We start from the raw sequence: 16,903 nt of genomic DNA, 5'->3' as shown, positions 1-16,903 counted from the left end.
AACCCGCCCAACAAAGCGTGAAGCACCCATAATTGTCTACCTCCCGACCAACGGCGACAGCGCCTTTGCGGAGGGTAAACCCGTCGAGCGGCACGGGGCCGGGAATTGCCGAAACTGTCAGTTATCAGTTTGCTGACTTTGCGGATTCAACCGATTCGCGTTGAGCGCCAAAGAATCAGGCGTAGTCGAAATGCGTCGAACCCATGCCGTCGGGCGTGGTGTAGTCGAGGTAGACCGGACCGTGCTGGAACGGCGCGTACCCGGTGTTGATCAGTCCGCTCGTGATCACCGTCGGCCGGTTCTGCGAAGTGACGATGTAGGAGTACAGCAGCACCCCGTCCGGGGTGTAGACCGAGATCCTGGTTCCCACCGGCACGCTGCCACCGCCAACCATCGAGGACAGGATGGTGCCGTACACGCCACCGGAATCGATGATCGCCCCGACGGTCGTCGGCGTCCCGTTGTTGATCTTGACGTTCAGATACGCATCGGGCGCGCCGGATACCGAGGTCCGGGTCGGCAGCGGGTTGGGGCCGAACACCATCACACCGGCGACGCCGAGCAACAAGCCCTGATAAAGGAACACGCCTTGGCTGAGGTCACCGGGCAGCGCGGTGGTCGGGATACCGACCGGCCCGGGGCCCGCTGCGTTGGCGCCGATTCCGAGCACGCCGGAGGCACCGCCGAGCTGATGGAAGAAGGACAGGGCCGCCGCCGCGTCGTCGGCATCGACGATGTTGACGTTGGTGGGCCCGGAGACGATGCCGTTGCCGAAGTTCACCGTCGTGGTGTAGGTCGTGTAGCTGTAGGACAGCCCGCCGCTGTAGCCGCTCGTGCCGGTACCGGTCGGTGCGCCGAGGGGGACGGCGTCGCCCACTGAAGCGGCGGTGAGAACCAGGCCCGACGAACCGGAGTCGACGAGGACCGGCGTGCTGGGTCCGCCGTTGACCGAGATGTAGACGATCGGCTCGGTGGTGGATCGCATGGTGACCGGGACCACGGCGTAGACCCGGCCGTTCAGGGCGGCCGTGCTGACCAGGTTCTGCACCGGCGTGATGCCGCCCGTTCCCTCGAAGGCGCCGACCAGCGGCAGGAACAGACCGGCACTGCTCAGTGCGGTGGTGGCAAGCGTCGGAAGCAGCAGCGCGCCCAACAGGCTGACGCCGGCCAGCTCGTGAACGATCGGGACGCCGGACGTCCTGGCGTAGAGCGACTGGGCCGGCGTGATTGTGGCCTGCCAGGTGTTCAGCGCCAACGCGGCTTGTGTGAGCAGGATCTGCGGGGCGACTGACACCACGCCTGCAGCGAAATTGCCACTGCCCCAAGTCTGTTGCTGCAACAACGACCGTGCGTCCGCGATCTGCTGCAGGGCCAGACCCACCGCGACATTCGCCACGACCGGCGGCGTCGACGGCAGCCAGGAGGTGCTGCTGGGAGTCGCGTTGGCGGCGGCGGGGACGGCCGCGGGACTCGTAGCGGCCGTCGCCTGCACGCGCTTAGCGGCCGCGGGGGCGTTGCTCACCGCGGCCTTCGACGCCTTGCGCGTGCTGGTGGATCCGCGCGACGAGGTGGCTTCACTGCTGCGCGCCGAATGGGCGGTGGCCTTCTTCGCGCCCGTCGAGTCACTGGCTGACGAGGATGCCTTACCCGCGCCCGCCCCTGCGCCGGAGTCGGCGTAGGCGACCGCGGATCCGCTGGCCAGGGCGGCGCCGATGCCCAGGGTTACCGCGCCGGCGCCCAGCCACGCGTACGGCTGGCGGGTCCGCCTGCTGACATCGTGCCTCATCGCTTTCCCCCAAGTGCACCCAAGGCGGCGACAGCCGATTGCACAGTCGCTAGTTTGCTGAGTGTCTACCACAGGAGGTTGCCGCGGCAATAGCCAACCCGCCCGACGGTCACGTGTGAATCTGCCAGCCGGTGGCCGGATCGACCAGGATGCCGGACATATCGACGACCTCGAAGGCGCTCATCGGCACGGTGTCCAGTTCGGCCTGAGCGGTGAGGTGCTCGGTGCCGGCCCAACCGTTGCTCATCGCGAGCAGCCCTGCACCATCCCGACCCGGCGTGGTCGAGTCATAGACGACGGCGCCGTGTTCCTGCAGCGCCCGCAGGACAACCTGGGTGGTGGCCGAGTATCCCGACATGTCGAAGTCGGCGCGCAGCCGCAGCACGCTGCCCATCGGCACGCCGTCCGGGTTGACGCCGGTACCGTCGCCCGCCCCTGCCGGCCAGGTGTAGCCGGTGCCCTTGTCCTTGGCGATGACGATGCCGAGCATGTGGTCGATGCTGCCGCGGGCCAAATCGTCGGGGCGCAGGATCAGCGGCAGGTAGGGCAGGCGCGAGGCGTTGGCCCACCCGGTGGCCGGGTACAGCGACGAGCTCATGTCGTAATGCACCCCCGCCTCGGCGATCCACTTCGACCCGTAGCGAGCGCGGTACAGGGCATTGCCTAAACCGTCGAGCGGGCTGTTGGCCGGCATCTCGACGCCGTTGGCCACGTTGTAGAGCTCCTGCGAGATGCAGGTGCCCTCTTGAAATACCAGGAGGTGGCGGTCCCAGGCCGGCAGCGACGGCATGCCCTCGACGATCGGCCGATTCGGAATCGCGTACGGCCTGCTGTCGATGCTGGGGCCGCTCGTCGAGTAGCCGCGGTTGAAGACCACGGACTCTTTGGGGTGCGTCGCGCCCACCACGTTGACCGGCATGCCGCCGGTGCTCTTCATCCACATGTTGCCCCAGCCGGCACCGAGCGTGGCACCTCGGCCGGCGCCCAGCACGTCGAGCCAGGTGGCGGATTTCGCTTGCACCGGAAGGCCGCTGATGTCGGCGTGGAAGATCGTGTCGGCGGGCATCAGGGTGCAGCCACAGAACGTGGTGAGACCGTTGCCGGCGATCGTGTTGCTGGGGCTGACGGTGATCGTGACCGCGACTTTGGTGGTGCCGCCGTGCCCGTCGGCGAGGGTCACCGAGAACGTGTCGATCTTGTCGGCGGTCGGCCCGGTGAACACCGCGGCCTTGGCACGCGCCGCAGCGGTCGGCGTGTAGGTGAAGGTGCCGTCGGCGTTGACGACGACCGAGCCCTTGGTCGTCGTGACCGACCCCACGAACGTGATCCCGTCGCCGTCGGCGTCGCCGCCGACCAACGCGCCGGTGACCACACCGGTGTTCACGTCGCGCGGCCCGATCGCGGCCTTGCCGGTCGGCGCGGTGTTCTTCGGGCTGATCGCCACGGTGACCGGGACCGCGAGGATTCCGCCATGGCCGTCGTCGACCGTGACGGTGAAGGTGTCGGTCTTGTCGGTCCCGGCCGCGGCGATATGCCGGGCCTCTGGAGTGGGTGTGTAGGTGAACGCGCCACCGCCGTTGATGGTGACAGTGCCGCCCTTGGCGGTGATCGGGCTGACGGTGTACAGCAGGCGGTCTTTGTCGGCGTCGGTACCGGTGACCTTGCCGTAGACCACCCCGGCGTTGGGGTTGGGGGCGTTGACGGTGGTCTTGGCGGTGGGCGCGGCGTTCTTCGGCACGATGGGCACAACGACCGCATTGGTGGCCGTCAATCCGGCCGGGTCGGTGACGACGACGTTCACCGTGTCGGCGGTCAGCAGGGCGTCGGCGTTGCTGAGTGCCGCGTTGTGGCGAGCCACCGCGGTCGGCGTGTAGGTGAAGACGCCCGCGGTGGTGATCGTCACCTTGCCCCTGCCCGACGTGCTGGCCCGGTAGGTGATCTTGTCGCCGTTCGGGTCGCTGGCGGTGACCGTTCCGGTCAGCGCTCCGGTTGCCGGTGTCGGCGCACTCAGCGCGACGCTCTGGATCACCGGGGCCGCGTTGACGGCGGCAGCGGCCGCCTCGGGTCGTCGCGTGACCGCCAGCACTGTCCACGACAGGGGCGAGTCGGGCGAAGGCGTAGCTGGCCGCGGGACGCCGCGCGTTACAGCCCTCGGTCGAGGGGAAGCCGAAAGTCGTTGATTGGCAACGGGTTTCTTATCCGCAGCCTTATTCGAGTGTCCGGGTGACTCATTTCGGCCCGAGGACGCCGATGAATCCGACGGGGCCGCCGACGCCACCCCGAGGCTGACGGTCGCTATGGCCAGACCCAGCCCGGCCGCAACCGCAAGTCCGCCAACCCGTCCCGCATACGCTGTCGTAGCCATCACTGCCCCTCCCCCAAGACGCAGCTCAACCCTAACGACGAGACGAGCTGGATCTTTCGGAATCGGCGAATAGGTCGACAAGACCCTCGATACTCACGTGTGTGGCCCCACGTGACAAGGCTCCTGGAGCCATTTCCGAGCAGTACATTGAGGCGGTCAACCAGGCCGACATCGAACGACTCATGAGCCTCTTCTCACCGACCGCGTCGCTGTTTCACCCGGCGGGTCTCTTCACCGACATCGACGCGATCCGGAACTTCTACGAGTCCGTCGTCTTCGCTGGACAAGCAACCACCGAGATCCAAGCCAAGTTCACCGACGGCGACGCCGAAATCCTGCAGATCAGGGCATCCAGCCCACTCGGCACACCGGGCCACTACGTCCATGCCGCTGACGTCTTCAAGATCCAGGACGGGCTGATCGAGCGGCTTGACATCTACTACCGATAGATGAGTCGTCGCTGGACTCGCCCTACTCCGAGCCGCGCATCTCATCGATGATTCGCTCCAGCGCGCTCACCCGTTCTTTTCTGTCCCCGGTTAGTTCCTCAAATCGGCAAGGCAGCGGGCCGCGCCGGGGCAGCTCCTCGCGATACAACTTCTTGAAGGCGGTATCAATCCAATTGCGGTAGAAGGATTCCACCGAGCGAATCCCGTCGTCTTCCATGGACGGATCAATCCGTGGGTCGCCGGTGAGGGGGAGAAAGGCGATCAGGTCGTAGCTCTGCAGCGCACTACTGTTGAGAACGGTGGTCCAAAGCTCCTCGATGTAGGCGGCTGTGATGTCTGAAGTGAATTTCAGATTATTCTTCCCCTGCATGTCAGCGCGGACTTCAACCGTTGCGCGCCTTTCGTTTTCAGGAACGCCTTCCTGGCCGCCCATTGCCCGCGCGTACTCCGAGTAGGGAATGAAGTCGAGACAGCTGCGATCGCAGATGACATCACCGTCGGCCCGCGTGTCCCGCGCACTGTTGATGCGATCAATCGCGTGCTGCGTCATCAGAGTGTTGCAGCGCTGACTTGCCCTCTCCGCGAAGTGAATACGCTCACCGTGAGCCGCAAGATAGCGATAGGGTTCGTCTTCGATCACGAATTCGGGGTGCTGAAGGTGAAAGTCCCGGACGAGCGTGGACTTGCCCATACTGTGAGCGCCACTGATGGCGATCCGCACCACTAGACCGGATTTCCGTCGTCATCCCAGTTCGCCGCGACCTTCTTGCTCGGCGGCACGCGCGGTGGTTCGCCCGGCATCTTGGGATAGTTCGGCGGGTACGGCAGGTCACCCAGACCGCGCTCCTCGTCGGCGGCCACCATCGCCAGCAGTGAATCGATCGACTGGGCAACCGAATCCAGGCCTTCCATGGGGTCGCCACGTTCGGCGATCAGCGCAGGCACCGTGGTGATGGTGAAGTCGTCCGGGTTGGCGCTGGACAATTCCTCCCACGTCAGCGGCGTTGACACGGTCGCGATCGCCGTCGCCCGCACCGAGTACGCGCTGGCGAACGTTCGGTCGCGGGTGTTCTGGTTGTAGTCGACGAACACCCGCTTGCCGCGTTCCTCTTTCCACCACGAGGTGGTCACCAGATCTGGTGCCCACCTTTCCATTTCGCGTGCTAGGGCGATCCCGGCGCGGCGCACCGCGACGAAGTCCCAGTCCGGCCGGATACGCACGAACACGTGTACCCCACGCCCTCCGGAGGTTTTCGGGTAGCCGACCAACCCGAGCTCGTCGAGCACCGGCTTGAGGATGTCGACGGCGATGGTGCGAGCCTCGGCGAAGCCGGTCCCTGGCTGGGGATCGAGGTCCACCCGCAGCTCGTCGGGGTGGTCGGTGTCCGGGCAGCGAACCTGCCACGGGTGCAACGTGATTGTGCCCATCTGCGCGGCCCAGACGATCGCCGACGGGTGGGTCACCTTCAGCGCGTCGGCGGTGCGCCCGGACGGGAACGTCACCCGGCAGGTCTGCAGGTATTCGGGATGCTTCTCCGGGACGCGCTTCTGGTAGATCTCTTCGCCCTCGATGCCGTCCGGGAAGCGTTGCAGATGCGTCGGCCGGTCCCTCAGTGCGGTCAGCAGCGGGCCGGCCCCTACAGTCCGGTAGTACTCGACCAGCTTGCCCTTGGTGCCGTTCGACCCGAGCTTGGGGAAGTACACCTTGTCCGGATTGGTCAGCCGGACGGCGACACCGTCGACGTCGATCTCTTCGGCCTTGGCCGCCATCAGCGCGACGGGTTGAATTGGGGTCCGCTCACCCTTTTCAACTTACCGGCGCGAAGCCACCGCACGAGACGAGAATGAACCGATGCAGCTGCCCGTCAATCCCCCGGTGTCGCCGATGCTCGCCAAGTCGGTGCCCGCCATCCCGCCGGACGCCTCGTACGAACCGAAATGGGACGGCTTCCGGTCGGTGTGCTTTCGCGACGGCGACGACGTGGTCCTGGGTAGCCGCAACGAAAAGCCGATGACGCGCTATTTCCCGGAACTGGTCAGTGCCGCGCTGGCCGAGCTGCCGCAGCGATGCGTGATCGACGGCGAGATCGTCATCGCCACCGGGACGGGCCTGGACTTCGATGCCCTGCAGCAGCGGATCCATCCCGCCGACTCCCGGGTACGCATGCTCGCCGAAAAGACCCCGGCATCGTTCGTCGCCTTCGATCTGCTCGCGCTCGGCGATGACGACTACACCGGCCGGCCGTTCAGTGAGCGGCGCGCCGCACTGGTGCAGGCGCTGGCCGACGCCGGGCCGACGTTCCACGTCACGCCGGCCACCACGGACCTGCCGACCGCGCAGCGATGGTTCTCCGAATTCGAGGGAGCGGGCCTCGACGGCGTGATCGCCAAGCCGCTCACGGTCACCTACCAACCCGATAAGCGGGTGATGTTCAAGGTCAAACACCAGCGGACCGCCGACTGTGTGGTCGCGGGCTACCGGGTGCACAAGTCGAGCGAGGATGCGATCGGTTCGCTGCTCCTCGGGCTTTACAAGGACGACGGCACGCTGGCGTCGGTGGGTGTCATCGGCGCGTTTCCGATGGCCGAGCGCCGTCGGCTATTCACCGAATTGCAGTCTCTGGTAACCGAATTCGATGGCCACCCGTGGAACTGGGCCGCGCACGAAAGGGGCGAACGCACGCCCCAGAAGAATGCCGGGTCCCGATGGAACGCCGGGAAAGATCTGTCGTTCGTGCCGCTGCGACCCGAGCGGGTGGTCGAGGTGCGCTATGACCACATGGAGGGCGAGCGGTTCCGGCACACCGCGCAGTTCAATCGCTGGCGGACCGACCGCGACCCGCGCTCATGCACCTACGAGCAGCTCGAGCGCCCGCTGACATTCAGTCTCGGCGAGATCATTCCGGGACTGGAGCCCCGCTAGCCGAGCGCGCCCGGAGGCCGCGAGACGCACTGCGCCGAGTACAGCTCCACGCCCAGCTTGTTCATCAGCTCGAGCTGCGTCTCGAGGTAGTCGATGTGGTTTTCCTCGTCGGACACAATCGACTCGAACAGGTTGGCCGTGGTGGAATCCTGCTTCTCCCGGCAGAGCACGATGGCCGGCTTCAGCCGGTTGACCACCTCGTATTCGAGGGCCAGGTCGCTCTCGAACTGTTCGCGGATCGTCTGGCCGATGTTCAGCGTGCCGATGCGCTGGTAGTTGGGCAGCCCGTCGAGAATCAGGATGCGGTCGGTGACGCGCTCGGCGTGGCGCATCTCGTCGAACGATTCGTCGCGGGTGTGCTTGGCCAGCTCGGTGAACCCCCAGTTGTCCTGCATCTTGGAGTGCAGGAAGTACTGGTTGATCGCCGTCAGTTCGCTCGTCAGCTGTTGATTGAGGAGAGTGAGAATCTCGCTGTCGCCTTGCATGACTTTCTCCTGTCAAATCTTTCCGGACCGCAATCAATACCGTATTCGATGAACCTAATACAGATGCGCCGGCTGCGCGCCGCTTATCGTGGTCAGAACGGGTTGTCTTGCTTGAAGATTGGCACATTCACCCCTCTGCGGCAAATAAGTTAAGGCTAGGCTGACTTCGACCGAATTTGGTTAGTCTCGCCTTAGTTAATTGCCGAAATAAGCGGCCGGCTGAAAATGATTTCGGCTCCCAAATTGCACACGCGACGGGTAAGCCAATTCCGCTGGGATTTCGCCGAACGGCAAGGCCCGTGCAGTCCTCGACGCAGGTCGGTTAGGTTAGGCTAACCACTTCACGCTGCTAGCAGAGGACACCGGTATGGGACGAGGCATCGGAGGCGCGATGCTGCGCGGCTTCGGGGGACGCGATCACGTCGCGACCGTCGAGGAAACCGCCCACATCGCCCCGCACTGCATCCGGATCACCATGTCGTCACCGACCGTGTTCGCCGATGTCAGCGTGGGGCCGACGGCATGGCTGCGGTTCTGGTTCCCCGATCCGGCAGGCGGAAAGACCGAGTTCCAACGCGCCTACACGCTCGTCTGGGCCGATCCCGACGCCGGCCGGTTCGCCGTCGACGTCGTGCTGCACGAGCCGGCCGGGCCGGCCTGCGCCTGGGCGTCCAAGGCCGAGCCGGGCATGACCATCCCGGTGGTGTCCCTCGGGTCAACCCGGTTCGAAGTCCCCGAGGAGCTGCCTGCGGGCTTCCTGCTCATCGGCGACTCGGCATCGATCCCAGCGATCAACTCGATCCTCGCCGCGTTGCCCCCCGACGTCGACATCGAGGTGTATCTCGAACGTCACTGCGACGACGACGAGCTCATCCCGCTCACCGAGCATCCGCGCCGCCGGCTGCACTGGGTGCCCAGAACTGATGACACAGCGCTGGCCGCGGCCATCGAGGACAGGGACTGGTCGAACTGGTCGGCGTGGGCGGGCCCCGAGGCCGGCGCGCTCAAGCATCTGCGCAAGCGACTGAAGGACACTTTCGGGTTCCCCAAGACCGAGCTCAAGGCCCAGGCGTATTGGACGCAGGGCCGCGAGATGGGCAGCAGTCGCGACGACGACGCGGCGACGCCCCCAGCAGAAGCCCCCGCCGTCGCGCCGGCGGCAGCCCAGCCCGTCGCCGCCGCCAAGGGCACGTGGCGTTCGCAAGCGGGCAAAGACCTACTGGCACCGGTGAAATCGCAGTTGATCGTCGCGGGCGTGCTCCAGGCGCTGCTCACGTTGGTGCAGCTGGCCCCGTTCGTGGTGCTGGTCGAGCTGGCTCAGCTGTTGCTCAGCGGCGCAGACCACTCCCGGGTATGGAACACCGTGACGGTCTTCGTGGTGCTGCTGACCACCGGCACCACGCTGGGCGCGGTGCTCGTGCTGTGGCTGCACGTGGTCGACATGCGGTTCAGCGCCCAAGTGCGGCGGCGCCTGCTGGACAAGCTCGCCCGAATGCCGTTGGGCTGGTTCACCGATCGGGGCTCCGGCTCGGTCAAGAAACTCATCCAGGACGACACCCTGTCGCTGCACTACCTGGTGACCCACGCCGTATGCGATGCGGTCGCCGCCGTCGTCGCACCGATCGCGGTGCTGATCTACCTGTTCTCCGTCGACTGGCGAATGGCGCTGATCCTGTTCCTGCCGATCCTCGTCTACATCGTGACCACCGCGACGATGGTGTACCAGAGCGGACCGAAGATCACCGAGGCCTCCCAGTGGGCCGAGCGAATGAACGGCGAGTCGGCGGCTTTCCTGGAGGGCCAGCCCGTGATCCGGGTCTTCGGCGGTGCGGCGGCATCGTCATTCCGCCTGCGCCTGGACGACTACATCGCCTTCCTCAACGAGTGGCAGCGGCCGTTCATCGGCAAGAAGACCTTCATGGATCTGGTCACCCGGCCCAGTACCTTCCTGTGGCTGATCGTCACAGCGGGCACCGGGTTCGTCGTCGCCGGTTGGACCACCCCGGCGACGCTTCTGCCATTCCTGGTGCTGGGCACCACGTTTGGCAGCCGCCTGCTGGGCATCGCGTACGGCTTGGGTGGCATCAGGGAGGGCACCCAGGCCGCCAAGCGCATCGCGGTGACGCTCGACGCGACCGAATTGAGCACGCAGCAGGATGCGCCGTCGTCCTCGACCGCCCCCGGAGTGGCGTTCGACGGCATCAGCTTCGGTTACCGCCCCGGCGTGCCGGTGATCCACGATGTGACCCTGGCACTGAATCCCGGCACGGTGACCGCTCTTGTGGGTCCGTCCGGTTCGGGCAAGTCGACCCTGGCGGCGCTGCTGGCACGGTTCCACGACGTGGACGCGGGCGCGATCCGCATCGACGGCCGCGACATCCGGTCACTGACACCCGACGAGCTCTACAGAGGAGTTGGATTCGTCTTCCAGGATGTGCAGCTCGTGGCCGGTACCGTCCGCGACAACATCGCCCTTGCCCGCCCGGATGCCAGCGCGGTGGAGATCGAGAATGCGGCACGCAGCGCACAGATTCACGAACGAATCCTGCGGCTACCGAGCGGATACGACACGGTCCTCGGGGCCGACAGCCAGCTGTCCGGCGGCGAGAAGCAACGCCTCACCATCGCCCGTGCCCTGCTCGCCGACACCCCGATCCTCATCCTCGACGAGGCCACCGCGTTCGCTGACCCCGAGTCGGAATACCTTGTGCAACAAGCACTGAGCTCGCTGATCGAGAACCGCACAGTGCTGGTGATCGCACACCGGCTGCACACCATCACCGGCGCCGACCAGATCGTCGTCCTCGACCACGGCCGCATCGCCGAGATCGGCACCCACACCGGGCTGCTGGCCGCCGACGGTCGCTACCGCCGCCTGTGGGACAGCCGGCTGGCCCGCACCGCGGCCCCCAGCGGTGCACTGACCAGTGAGGCCGCCCGATGATCCGCTCTCTGATCCGGTTGATCCCGACGCATCTTCGCGGGCAGCTCGGCATCTACGTTGTGCTGTCGCTGATTTCGGTCATCCTGCGCGCGGCGAGCGCGCTGCTGCTCGTGCCACTGCTCGTCGCGCTGTTCGGCTCACAGCCGGCCGACGCCTGGCCCTGGGTCGGCACCCTCACCGCGGTCACCGTCGGCGGGTGGGTGGTCGACATGACCCTGGCACGGATCGGCTACGGCATCGGCTTCACGCTGGCGGACACCACCCAGCACGCAATGGCCAACCGGCTCACCGACACTCCCCTGCGCTGGTTCACCGCCGACAACACCGCCGTGGCCCGCCAGGCCATCGCCGCCAGCGCTCCCGAACTCGTCGGCTTCGTCGCCAACCTGCTCAGCCCGTTCATCGGTGCGCTGCTACTGCCCGCCGCGATCACCATCGGGCTGTTCTTCGTCTCCTGGCAGGTCGGGGTGGCCGCCGCGATCGCGCTGCCGTTCATGATCGGCGCGCTTGCCGCCAGTCAGCGGCTGGTCCGCGCCGCCGACGCCGCCGACACCAGCGCGCACAGTGCCCTGACCGAACGTCTCGTCGAGTTCGCCCGTACCCAGCAGGCGTTGCGCGCCAGCCGCCGCGTCACGGCAGCGCGTAGCCAGACCGGTGAGGCCATCACCGCCGTGCGGGGTGCGACCCTGCGGCTGTTGCTGTTCCAGATCCCCGGTCAGCTTCTGTTCAGCGTGGCCAGCCAGATAGCGCTGATCCTGCTGGCAGGCACGATCACGACGCTGACGTTGCGGGGCGACCTCGACGCCCCCGCGGCGGTGGCACTGGCGATCGTGATGGTGCGTTTCCTCGAGCCCTTCACGGTGCTGGCCGATCTGTCCAGCGCCATGGAGTCGTCGCGCGGCCTGCTGGAGCGCCTGAACACCGTCACCACGGCACCGCTCGACGAGCAGCCGCAGCGCGGCCCGCTCCCGTCCGGTGAATCCCGCCCGCCCCGAATCGAATTCCGGTCGGTGGGCTTCGGCTACCAAGGCTCCGAGGTGCTCAAGGACGTCACCTTCACCCTTGAGCCGGCCAGCACCACCGCCATCGTCGGGCCGTCCGGGTCGGGCAAGAGCACCATCCTGTCCCTGATCGCAGGGCTGCACACGCCCGTGCGCGGCCAGATCCTCGTCGACGGCACCGACGTCACCGACATCGATCCTGAGGCCCGGCGGGCGTTGGTCAGTGTGGTGTTTCAGCACCCGTACCTGTTCGACGGAACGATCGCCGACAACATCCGGGTCGGGCATCCAGAGGCCGGCGACGACAGTGTCCACCGCGCCATGGCGCTGGCTCGTGTCGACGACATCGTCGAGCGGCTGCCCGACGGCGCGCTGACCAAGGTCGGCGAGGCGGGCACCGCGCTCTCCGGCGGTGAACGTCAGCGCGTCAGCATCGCGCGCGCCCTGGTCAAACCGGCCGGGGTGCTTCTGATCGACGAGGCGACCAGCGCGCTGGACACCGAGAACGAGGCATCGATCACCCAGGCGATCAGCGATGATCCGCATCAGCGCACCCGGGTCATCATCGCGCACCGGCTCGACGCCATCCGCAACGCCGACCAGGTCCTGTTCGTCGACGACGGCGTGATCGTCGAGCAGGGCAGCATCGACGAACTCCACGCGCGCGGTGGACGATTCGCCGAGTTCTGGCGTCAGCAGGAGACCAGCGCCGGCTGGCAGATCGCTGCGGAGGCTTCCGGCCGGGTATGAGGATTCTTGCTATTGTGCGGCGAGCGTGGATTCCGCTGCTGCTCGTCGTGGTACTCGCGGTCGGCGTTTTCGCGGTGTCACGAGTGCGCGGGATCTTCGGCTCCCATCAGCTTCCGACCTACGCCGGCAGCATGTCCGACGAAAAGCGGAAGTCGGACCCCAAACGCGTTGTTTACCAAGTCTTCGGGCCGCCAGGGGCGGTGGCCGATATCAACTATCTCGATGACAGCGGAACCCCACACCAGGTCAACGGGGCAACGCTGCCGTGGTCGGTGGAGATCGTCACGAACGCGCCCGCGATGGCGGGAAATGTTCTCGCGCAGGGTAACAGCGACTCGATCGGGTGCCGCATCACCGCCGATGGAGAGGTCAAGATGGAACGGACCGCGGACGCGGTGAGCGCCTACATCTATTGCTTTGTGAAGTCGGCATGACACCGCCGTCATCGCTAAGGGATCCCCGGCCGCTGCCCCGCTGGATTCGGCGACTGGCCATCCCGATCATCCTTGCCTGGCTGGGCGTCGTCGTCGTGTCCAGCATCGCCATACCGCCGCTGGAAACCGTGGCGAAGATGCGGGCGGTGCCGATGAGCACACCGGATGCGCCGTCGGCACAAGCGATGACGCAGATGGGCCGGGCCTTCGGCGAGTCCGAGTCGGACAGCGTCGTGATGATCGTGCTGGAAGGCGATCAACCGCTGGGGCCGGACGCGCACCACCACTACGACAACATCATTGCGAAGCTTCGGGCCGATACCTCTCACGTCACGAACGTCCAGGACTTCTGGAGCGATCCGCTGACCGAGGCGGCGGCGCAGAGCGCCGACGGCAAGGCGGTCTACGTTCAGCTGAACCTCGCCGGCAATATGGGTACGACCCAATCCAATGAGTCGGTGGCCGCGGTACGTAAGGCGGTGGCCGACACGCCGCTGCCTGCCGGAATCAAGACCTATGTCACCGGACCTGCTGCGCTGCAGGCGGATATCGAGGCTGCCGGCGGACACAGTATGGCCAAGATCGCGCTGGTCAGCTTCGCCGTGATCATCATGATCCTCTTGTTCTTCTACCGCTCGATCATGACGGTGGTGCTGCTGATCGCGACGGTGCTGGTCCAGGTGGCGGCGGCACGCGGGATCGTGGCTGCACTGGCCTATTACCACGTCATCGGATTGTCGACATTCGCCGTCAATCTTCTTGTCTCACTGGCGATCGCGGCGGGCACCGACTACGCGATCTTCCTCGTCGGCCGGTACCAGGAAGCGCGCCAGGCCGGCGCCGACCGCGACGCGGCATACTACGAGATGTTCAACGGCACGGCCCCTGTCGTGCTGGGATCCGGCCTCACCATTGCCGGTGCCTCGTTCTGCCTGAGCTTCACCCGCCTGCCCTTCTTCCAGTCACTGGGTCCACCGTGCGCCGCCGGCATCGTGGCCGGTGTCGCCGTCGCGCTGACACTGGGCCCCGCCGTCGTGACGGTCGGCAGCCGGTTCGGGCTGCTGGAACCCAAGCGCACCATGCGGATCCGGATGTGGCGCAAGATCGGCGCGGCAACCGTCCGATGGCCCGGCCCGATCCTCGCCGCCTCGCTGGCCATCGTCCTGCTCGGGCTCGCCGCCTTGCCCGGATACCGCACCAGCTATAACGACACTCGATACATCCCCAACGACATCCCCGCCAACGAAGGTTTCCAGGCCGCCGACCGCCACTTCAGTCAGGCTCGGATGACCCCCGAGATCCTGTTGATTCAGGCTGACCACGATCTACGAAACCCGGCTGATTTCCTGGTGATCGACAAGATCGCCAAGGCCGTCTTCCGGGTTCCCGGTATCGCGCGGGTCCAGACGATCACCCGCCCCGACGGGATGCCGATCGCCCACACATCGCTCCCATTCCTGGTCAGCATGCAGAACGTCGGCATGGTCCAGAACATGAAGTTGATGAAGGACCGGATGGCCGACATGAAGCATCAGGCCGACGAGATGGGCACCACCGTCGCGACGATGAAGCGCATGTACGACCTGATGGCCAGGATGACCGGCGTGACGCACGATATGGTCGGCCAGACCACCGAACTCCAGGTAACGATCCACGAATTACGAGACCGGCTAGCCGATTTCGATGATTTCTACCGTCCGATCCGCAACTACCTGTACTGGGAACCGCACTGCTACAACATCCCACTGTGTTGGTCCACCCGTTCGATATTCGACACCATGGACGGCGTCGACACCATGACCGCCACCACGGACAAGCTCATCGTCAGCATGGGCGAATTGGACCGCCTCTTGCCGGAGATGCTCACCACGATCCCGCCGATGATCACCACAATGCAGAACATGCAGCAGATGATGCTGACGACGTCCAGCACGATGTCAGGCATGTGGAACCAGCTCGAAGAGCTGAGCCAGAACTCGACGGCCATGGGCAAGGCGTTCGACGACGCCAAAAACGATGACTCGTTCTATCTTCCACCGGATGTGTTCGACAACCCTGACTTCCAGCGTGGGATGAAGAGTTTCGTGTCACCGGACGGTAAGTCAATACGGTTCATCATCTCGCATCGCGGTGATGCCGCCTCGCCCGAAGGCATTTCACACGTCGAACCGATCAAGGTCGCGGCGATCGAAGCGGTCAAGGCCACCCCGCTGGAAGATGCCACAATCTCGCTGGCGGGTACGGCGGCCACGTTCAAGGACATGGACGACGGTTCGAAATACGACCTGCTGATCGCGGGAATCGCGGCGCTGTGCCTGATCTTCATGATCATGGTGGTGATGACACGGAGCCTGGTCGCGGCACTGGTGATCGTCGGAACGGTCCTGGTGTCGTTGGGTGCGGCCTTCGGGCTGTCAATCATCCTCTGGCAGTACATCCTTGGCATCGAGCTACATTGGCTGGTGCAGGCCATGGTCGTGATCGCTCTGCTCGCGGTCGGCTCGGACTACAACCTTCTGCTGGTGTCCCGGTTCAAGGAGGAGCTACCGGCCGGCATCAAGACCGGCATCATCCGCGCGATGGGTGGCACCGGCAGCGTGGTCACGGTGGCCGGCCTGGTATTCGCCGCCACCATGTCCTCGATGGTCGTCAGCGACTTGCGCATCATCGGCCAGATCGGCACCACGATCGGCCTCGGGCTGCTGCTCGACACCCTCGTGGTGCGGTCCTTCATGACCCCGGCCATCGCCGCGCTGCTGGGTCGGTGGTTCTGGTGGCCGATCAACGTCCGAACGCGGCCCGCCCGTGCCACGAAAGCCGAGCCCGAGACTTCGGTTCCGGTGCACAACTGAGTTAGATTGCGGGCGTGACCGGCCCAACTCCGGGCGCGGGCCGGTTCGCCCCCAGCCCGTCGGCCGACCTGCACATCGGCAACCTGCGCACCGCGGTGCTGGCGTGGCTGTTCGCCCGCTCGACGGGCCGGCGCTTCCTGATGCGCATCGAGGATCTCGACGACCGCACCCACGACGATGTGGCGCACCAACAGCTGGCCGACCTGGCCGCCATCGGTGTCTCCTGGGATGATGAGCCGCAGTGGCAATCCCGGCAACGGGACCGCTACGACACGATGATCGACGAGCTGGCCGGTCGGGGTCTGGCCTACGAATGCTATTGCAGCAGAAAAGATATCCTCAGCGCGCCGCGTGCACCCCACGCACCCGAAGGGGCTTACCCCGGTACCTGTCGCGAGTTGACTGACGCCGAACGCGCCACCAAGCGCGGGACCGGCCGGCCGCCCGCGCTGCGGCTACGCGCCGATACAGGCCAGTACACCGTCTCCGATCTGCTGCACGGCAGCTACACCGGCGTCGTCGACGATTTCGTGCTGCGTCGCGGTGACGGCGTCGCGGCCTACAACCTCGCCGTCGTGGTCGACGATGCGCAATCCGGCATCGATCAGGTGGTGCGCGGTGACGACCTGTTGTCGTCGTCGCCCCGGCAGGCGTACCTGGCGCGGCTGCTGGGATATCCGGCGCCGGTCTACGCCCATGTGCCGCTGGTCGTCAACGCCGAAGGCAAACGGCTGGCCAAGCGCGACGGCGCGGTGACCTTGGCTGAACTCGGCGTGCCGCGGGCGTTCGGGTTGATCACCGAATCCCTGGGCTGGCCGGCCGCCGATATGGCCGATCTGCTGAAAAGCTTCGACCCAGCCGGGCTCCCCCGCGCGCCCTGGGTATATCAACCCGTTTGATCGCAACCCTTGGCG

The 16,903-nt window shown here is 65.9% G+C and carries 12 protein-coding genes; 7 read left to right on the top strand and 5 right to left on the bottom strand.

The window, feature by feature from the left end:
* Window positions 1-175 precede the first annotated feature (175 nt).
* Both SLQ31_RS02585 and SLQ31_RS02580 read right to left on the bottom strand, forming a co-directional pair.
* The gene (locus tag SLQ31_RS02585; RefSeq protein ID WP_319429397.1) at window positions 176-1,786 is read right to left on the bottom strand and encodes a PecA family PE domain-processing aspartic protease; all 1,611 of its coding nucleotides are present in this window, start codon (window positions 1,784-1,786) and stop codon (window positions 176-178) included.
* A 109-nt stretch (window positions 1,787-1,895) separates the two neighbouring features.
* Window positions 1,896-3,872: an Ig-like domain-containing protein gene (locus SLQ31_RS02580; RefSeq protein ID WP_319429395.1), complete on the bottom strand. Its 1,977-nt coding sequence runs from the start codon at window positions 3,870-3,872 to the stop codon at window positions 1,896-1,898.
* A 380-nt stretch (window positions 3,873-4,252) separates the two neighbouring features.
* On the opposite strand from SLQ31_RS02580, the gene SLQ31_RS02575 reads away from it, so the two are divergent.
* Window positions 4,253-4,600 carry a nuclear transport factor 2 family protein gene (locus SLQ31_RS02575; protein ID WP_319429394.1) on the top strand — a complete coding sequence of 116 codons (348 nt, stop codon included), beginning with the start codon at window positions 4,253-4,255 and terminating at the stop codon, window positions 4,598-4,600.
* 22 nt (window positions 4,601-4,622) lie between these two features.
* On the opposite strand, the gene SLQ31_RS02570 is transcribed toward SLQ31_RS02575, so the two are convergent.
* Together SLQ31_RS02570 and ligD are read right to left on the bottom strand one after the other, a co-directional pair.
* The gene (locus tag SLQ31_RS02570; protein ID WP_319429390.1) at window positions 4,623-5,321 is read right to left on the bottom strand and encodes an AAA family ATPase; all 699 of its coding nucleotides are present in this window, start codon (window positions 5,319-5,321) and stop codon (window positions 4,623-4,625) included.
* A gap of 2 nt (window positions 5,322-5,323) precedes the next feature.
* A complete protein-coding gene (gene ligD, locus SLQ31_RS02565) occupies window positions 5,324-6,370 on the bottom strand; it encodes a non-homologous end-joining DNA ligase (RefSeq protein ID WP_319429388.1) in 1,047 nt (348 codons plus the stop codon).
* Window positions 6,371-6,452: 82 nt separating this feature from the next.
* Between ligD and SLQ31_RS02560 the strand changes: the two genes are divergently transcribed.
* Window positions 6,453-7,523: an ATP-dependent DNA ligase gene (locus tag SLQ31_RS02560; RefSeq protein WP_319429387.1), complete on the top strand. Its 1,071-nt coding sequence runs from the start codon at window positions 6,453-6,455 to the stop codon at window positions 7,521-7,523.
* On the opposite strand, the gene bfr is transcribed toward SLQ31_RS02560, so the two are convergent.
* Window positions 7,520-8,008 (bottom strand): bacterioferritin, encoded by a 489-nt coding sequence (gene bfr, locus SLQ31_RS02555; RefSeq protein WP_319429385.1) that lies wholly within the window; start codon window positions 8,006-8,008, stop codon window positions 7,520-7,522. The two genes, SLQ31_RS02560 and bfr, sit on opposite strands and share 4 nt — an antisense overlap.
* A 367-nt stretch (window positions 8,009-8,375) precedes the next feature.
* Between bfr and SLQ31_RS02550 the strand changes: the two genes are divergently transcribed.
* Genes SLQ31_RS02550 through gluQRS form a run of 5 tightly spaced genes read left to right on the top strand, consistent with a single transcriptional unit; the run spans window position 8,376 to window position 16,888 of the window.
* Window positions 8,376-10,952 carry an ABC transporter ATP-binding protein/permease gene (locus SLQ31_RS02550; RefSeq protein ID WP_319429383.1) on the top strand — a complete coding sequence of 859 codons (2,577 nt, stop codon included), beginning with the start codon at window positions 8,376-8,378 and terminating at the stop codon, window positions 10,950-10,952.
* A complete protein-coding gene (locus SLQ31_RS02545; protein WP_319429381.1) occupies window positions 10,949-12,703 on the top strand; it encodes an ABC transporter ATP-binding protein in 1,755 nt (584 codons plus the stop codon). The genes SLQ31_RS02550 and SLQ31_RS02545 overlap by 4 nt, the downstream gene beginning before the upstream one ends.
* Before the next feature lie 11 nt (window positions 12,704-12,714).
* On the top strand, window positions 12,715-13,137 hold the full coding sequence (locus SLQ31_RS02540; protein ID WP_319432775.1) for an MmpS family transport accessory protein: 423 nt from the start codon (window positions 12,715-12,717) through the stop codon (window positions 13,135-13,137).
* Window positions 13,134-15,989, top strand: coding sequence for an RND family transporter (locus SLQ31_RS02535; RefSeq protein ID WP_319429378.1), 2,856 nt, complete (start codon window positions 13,134-13,136; stop codon window positions 15,987-15,989). The genes SLQ31_RS02540 and SLQ31_RS02535 overlap by 4 nt, the downstream gene beginning before the upstream one ends.
* A 14-nt stretch (window positions 15,990-16,003) precedes the next feature.
* Window positions 16,004-16,888, top strand: coding sequence for a tRNA glutamyl-Q(34) synthetase GluQRS (gene gluQRS, locus SLQ31_RS02530; protein ID WP_319429377.1), 885 nt, complete (start codon window positions 16,004-16,006; stop codon window positions 16,886-16,888).
* Window positions 16,889-16,903 lie beyond the last annotated feature (15 nt).

Source organism: Mycobacterium sp. RTGN5, assembly GCF_033804465.1.
In the GTDB taxonomy this organism is placed as follows: domain Bacteria; phylum Actinomycetota; class Actinomycetes; order Mycobacteriales; family Mycobacteriaceae; genus Mycobacterium.
The sequence above is the reverse complement of the archived record's forward strand: the minus strand, read 5'-3'. Positions and strand labels throughout refer to the sequence as shown.

Coding starts and splice junctions, on each gene's coding strand:
- SLQ31_RS02585 (WP_319429397.1), bottom strand. CDS start 1,786: ATGAGGCACGATGTCAGCAGGCGGACCCGCCAGCCGTACGCGTGGCTG.
- ligD (WP_319429388.1), bottom strand. CDS start 6,370: ATGGCGGCCAAGGCCGAAGAGATCGACGTCGACGGTGTCGCCGTCCGG.
- SLQ31_RS02560 (WP_319429387.1), top strand. CDS start 6,453: ATGCAGCTGCCCGTCAATCCCCCGGTGTCGCCGATGCTCGCCAAGTCG.
- bfr (WP_319429385.1), bottom strand. CDS start 8,008: ATGCAAGGCGACAGCGAGATTCTCACTCTCCTCAATCAACAGCTGACG.
- SLQ31_RS02550 (WP_319429383.1), top strand. CDS start 8,376: ATGGGACGAGGCATCGGAGGCGCGATGCTGCGCGGCTTCGGGGGACGC.
- SLQ31_RS02545 (WP_319429381.1), top strand. CDS start 10,949: ATGATCCGCTCTCTGATCCGGTTGATCCCGACGCATCTTCGCGGGCAG.
- SLQ31_RS02535 (WP_319429378.1), top strand. CDS start 13,134: ATGACACCGCCGTCATCGCTAAGGGATCCCCGGCCGCTGCCCCGCTGG.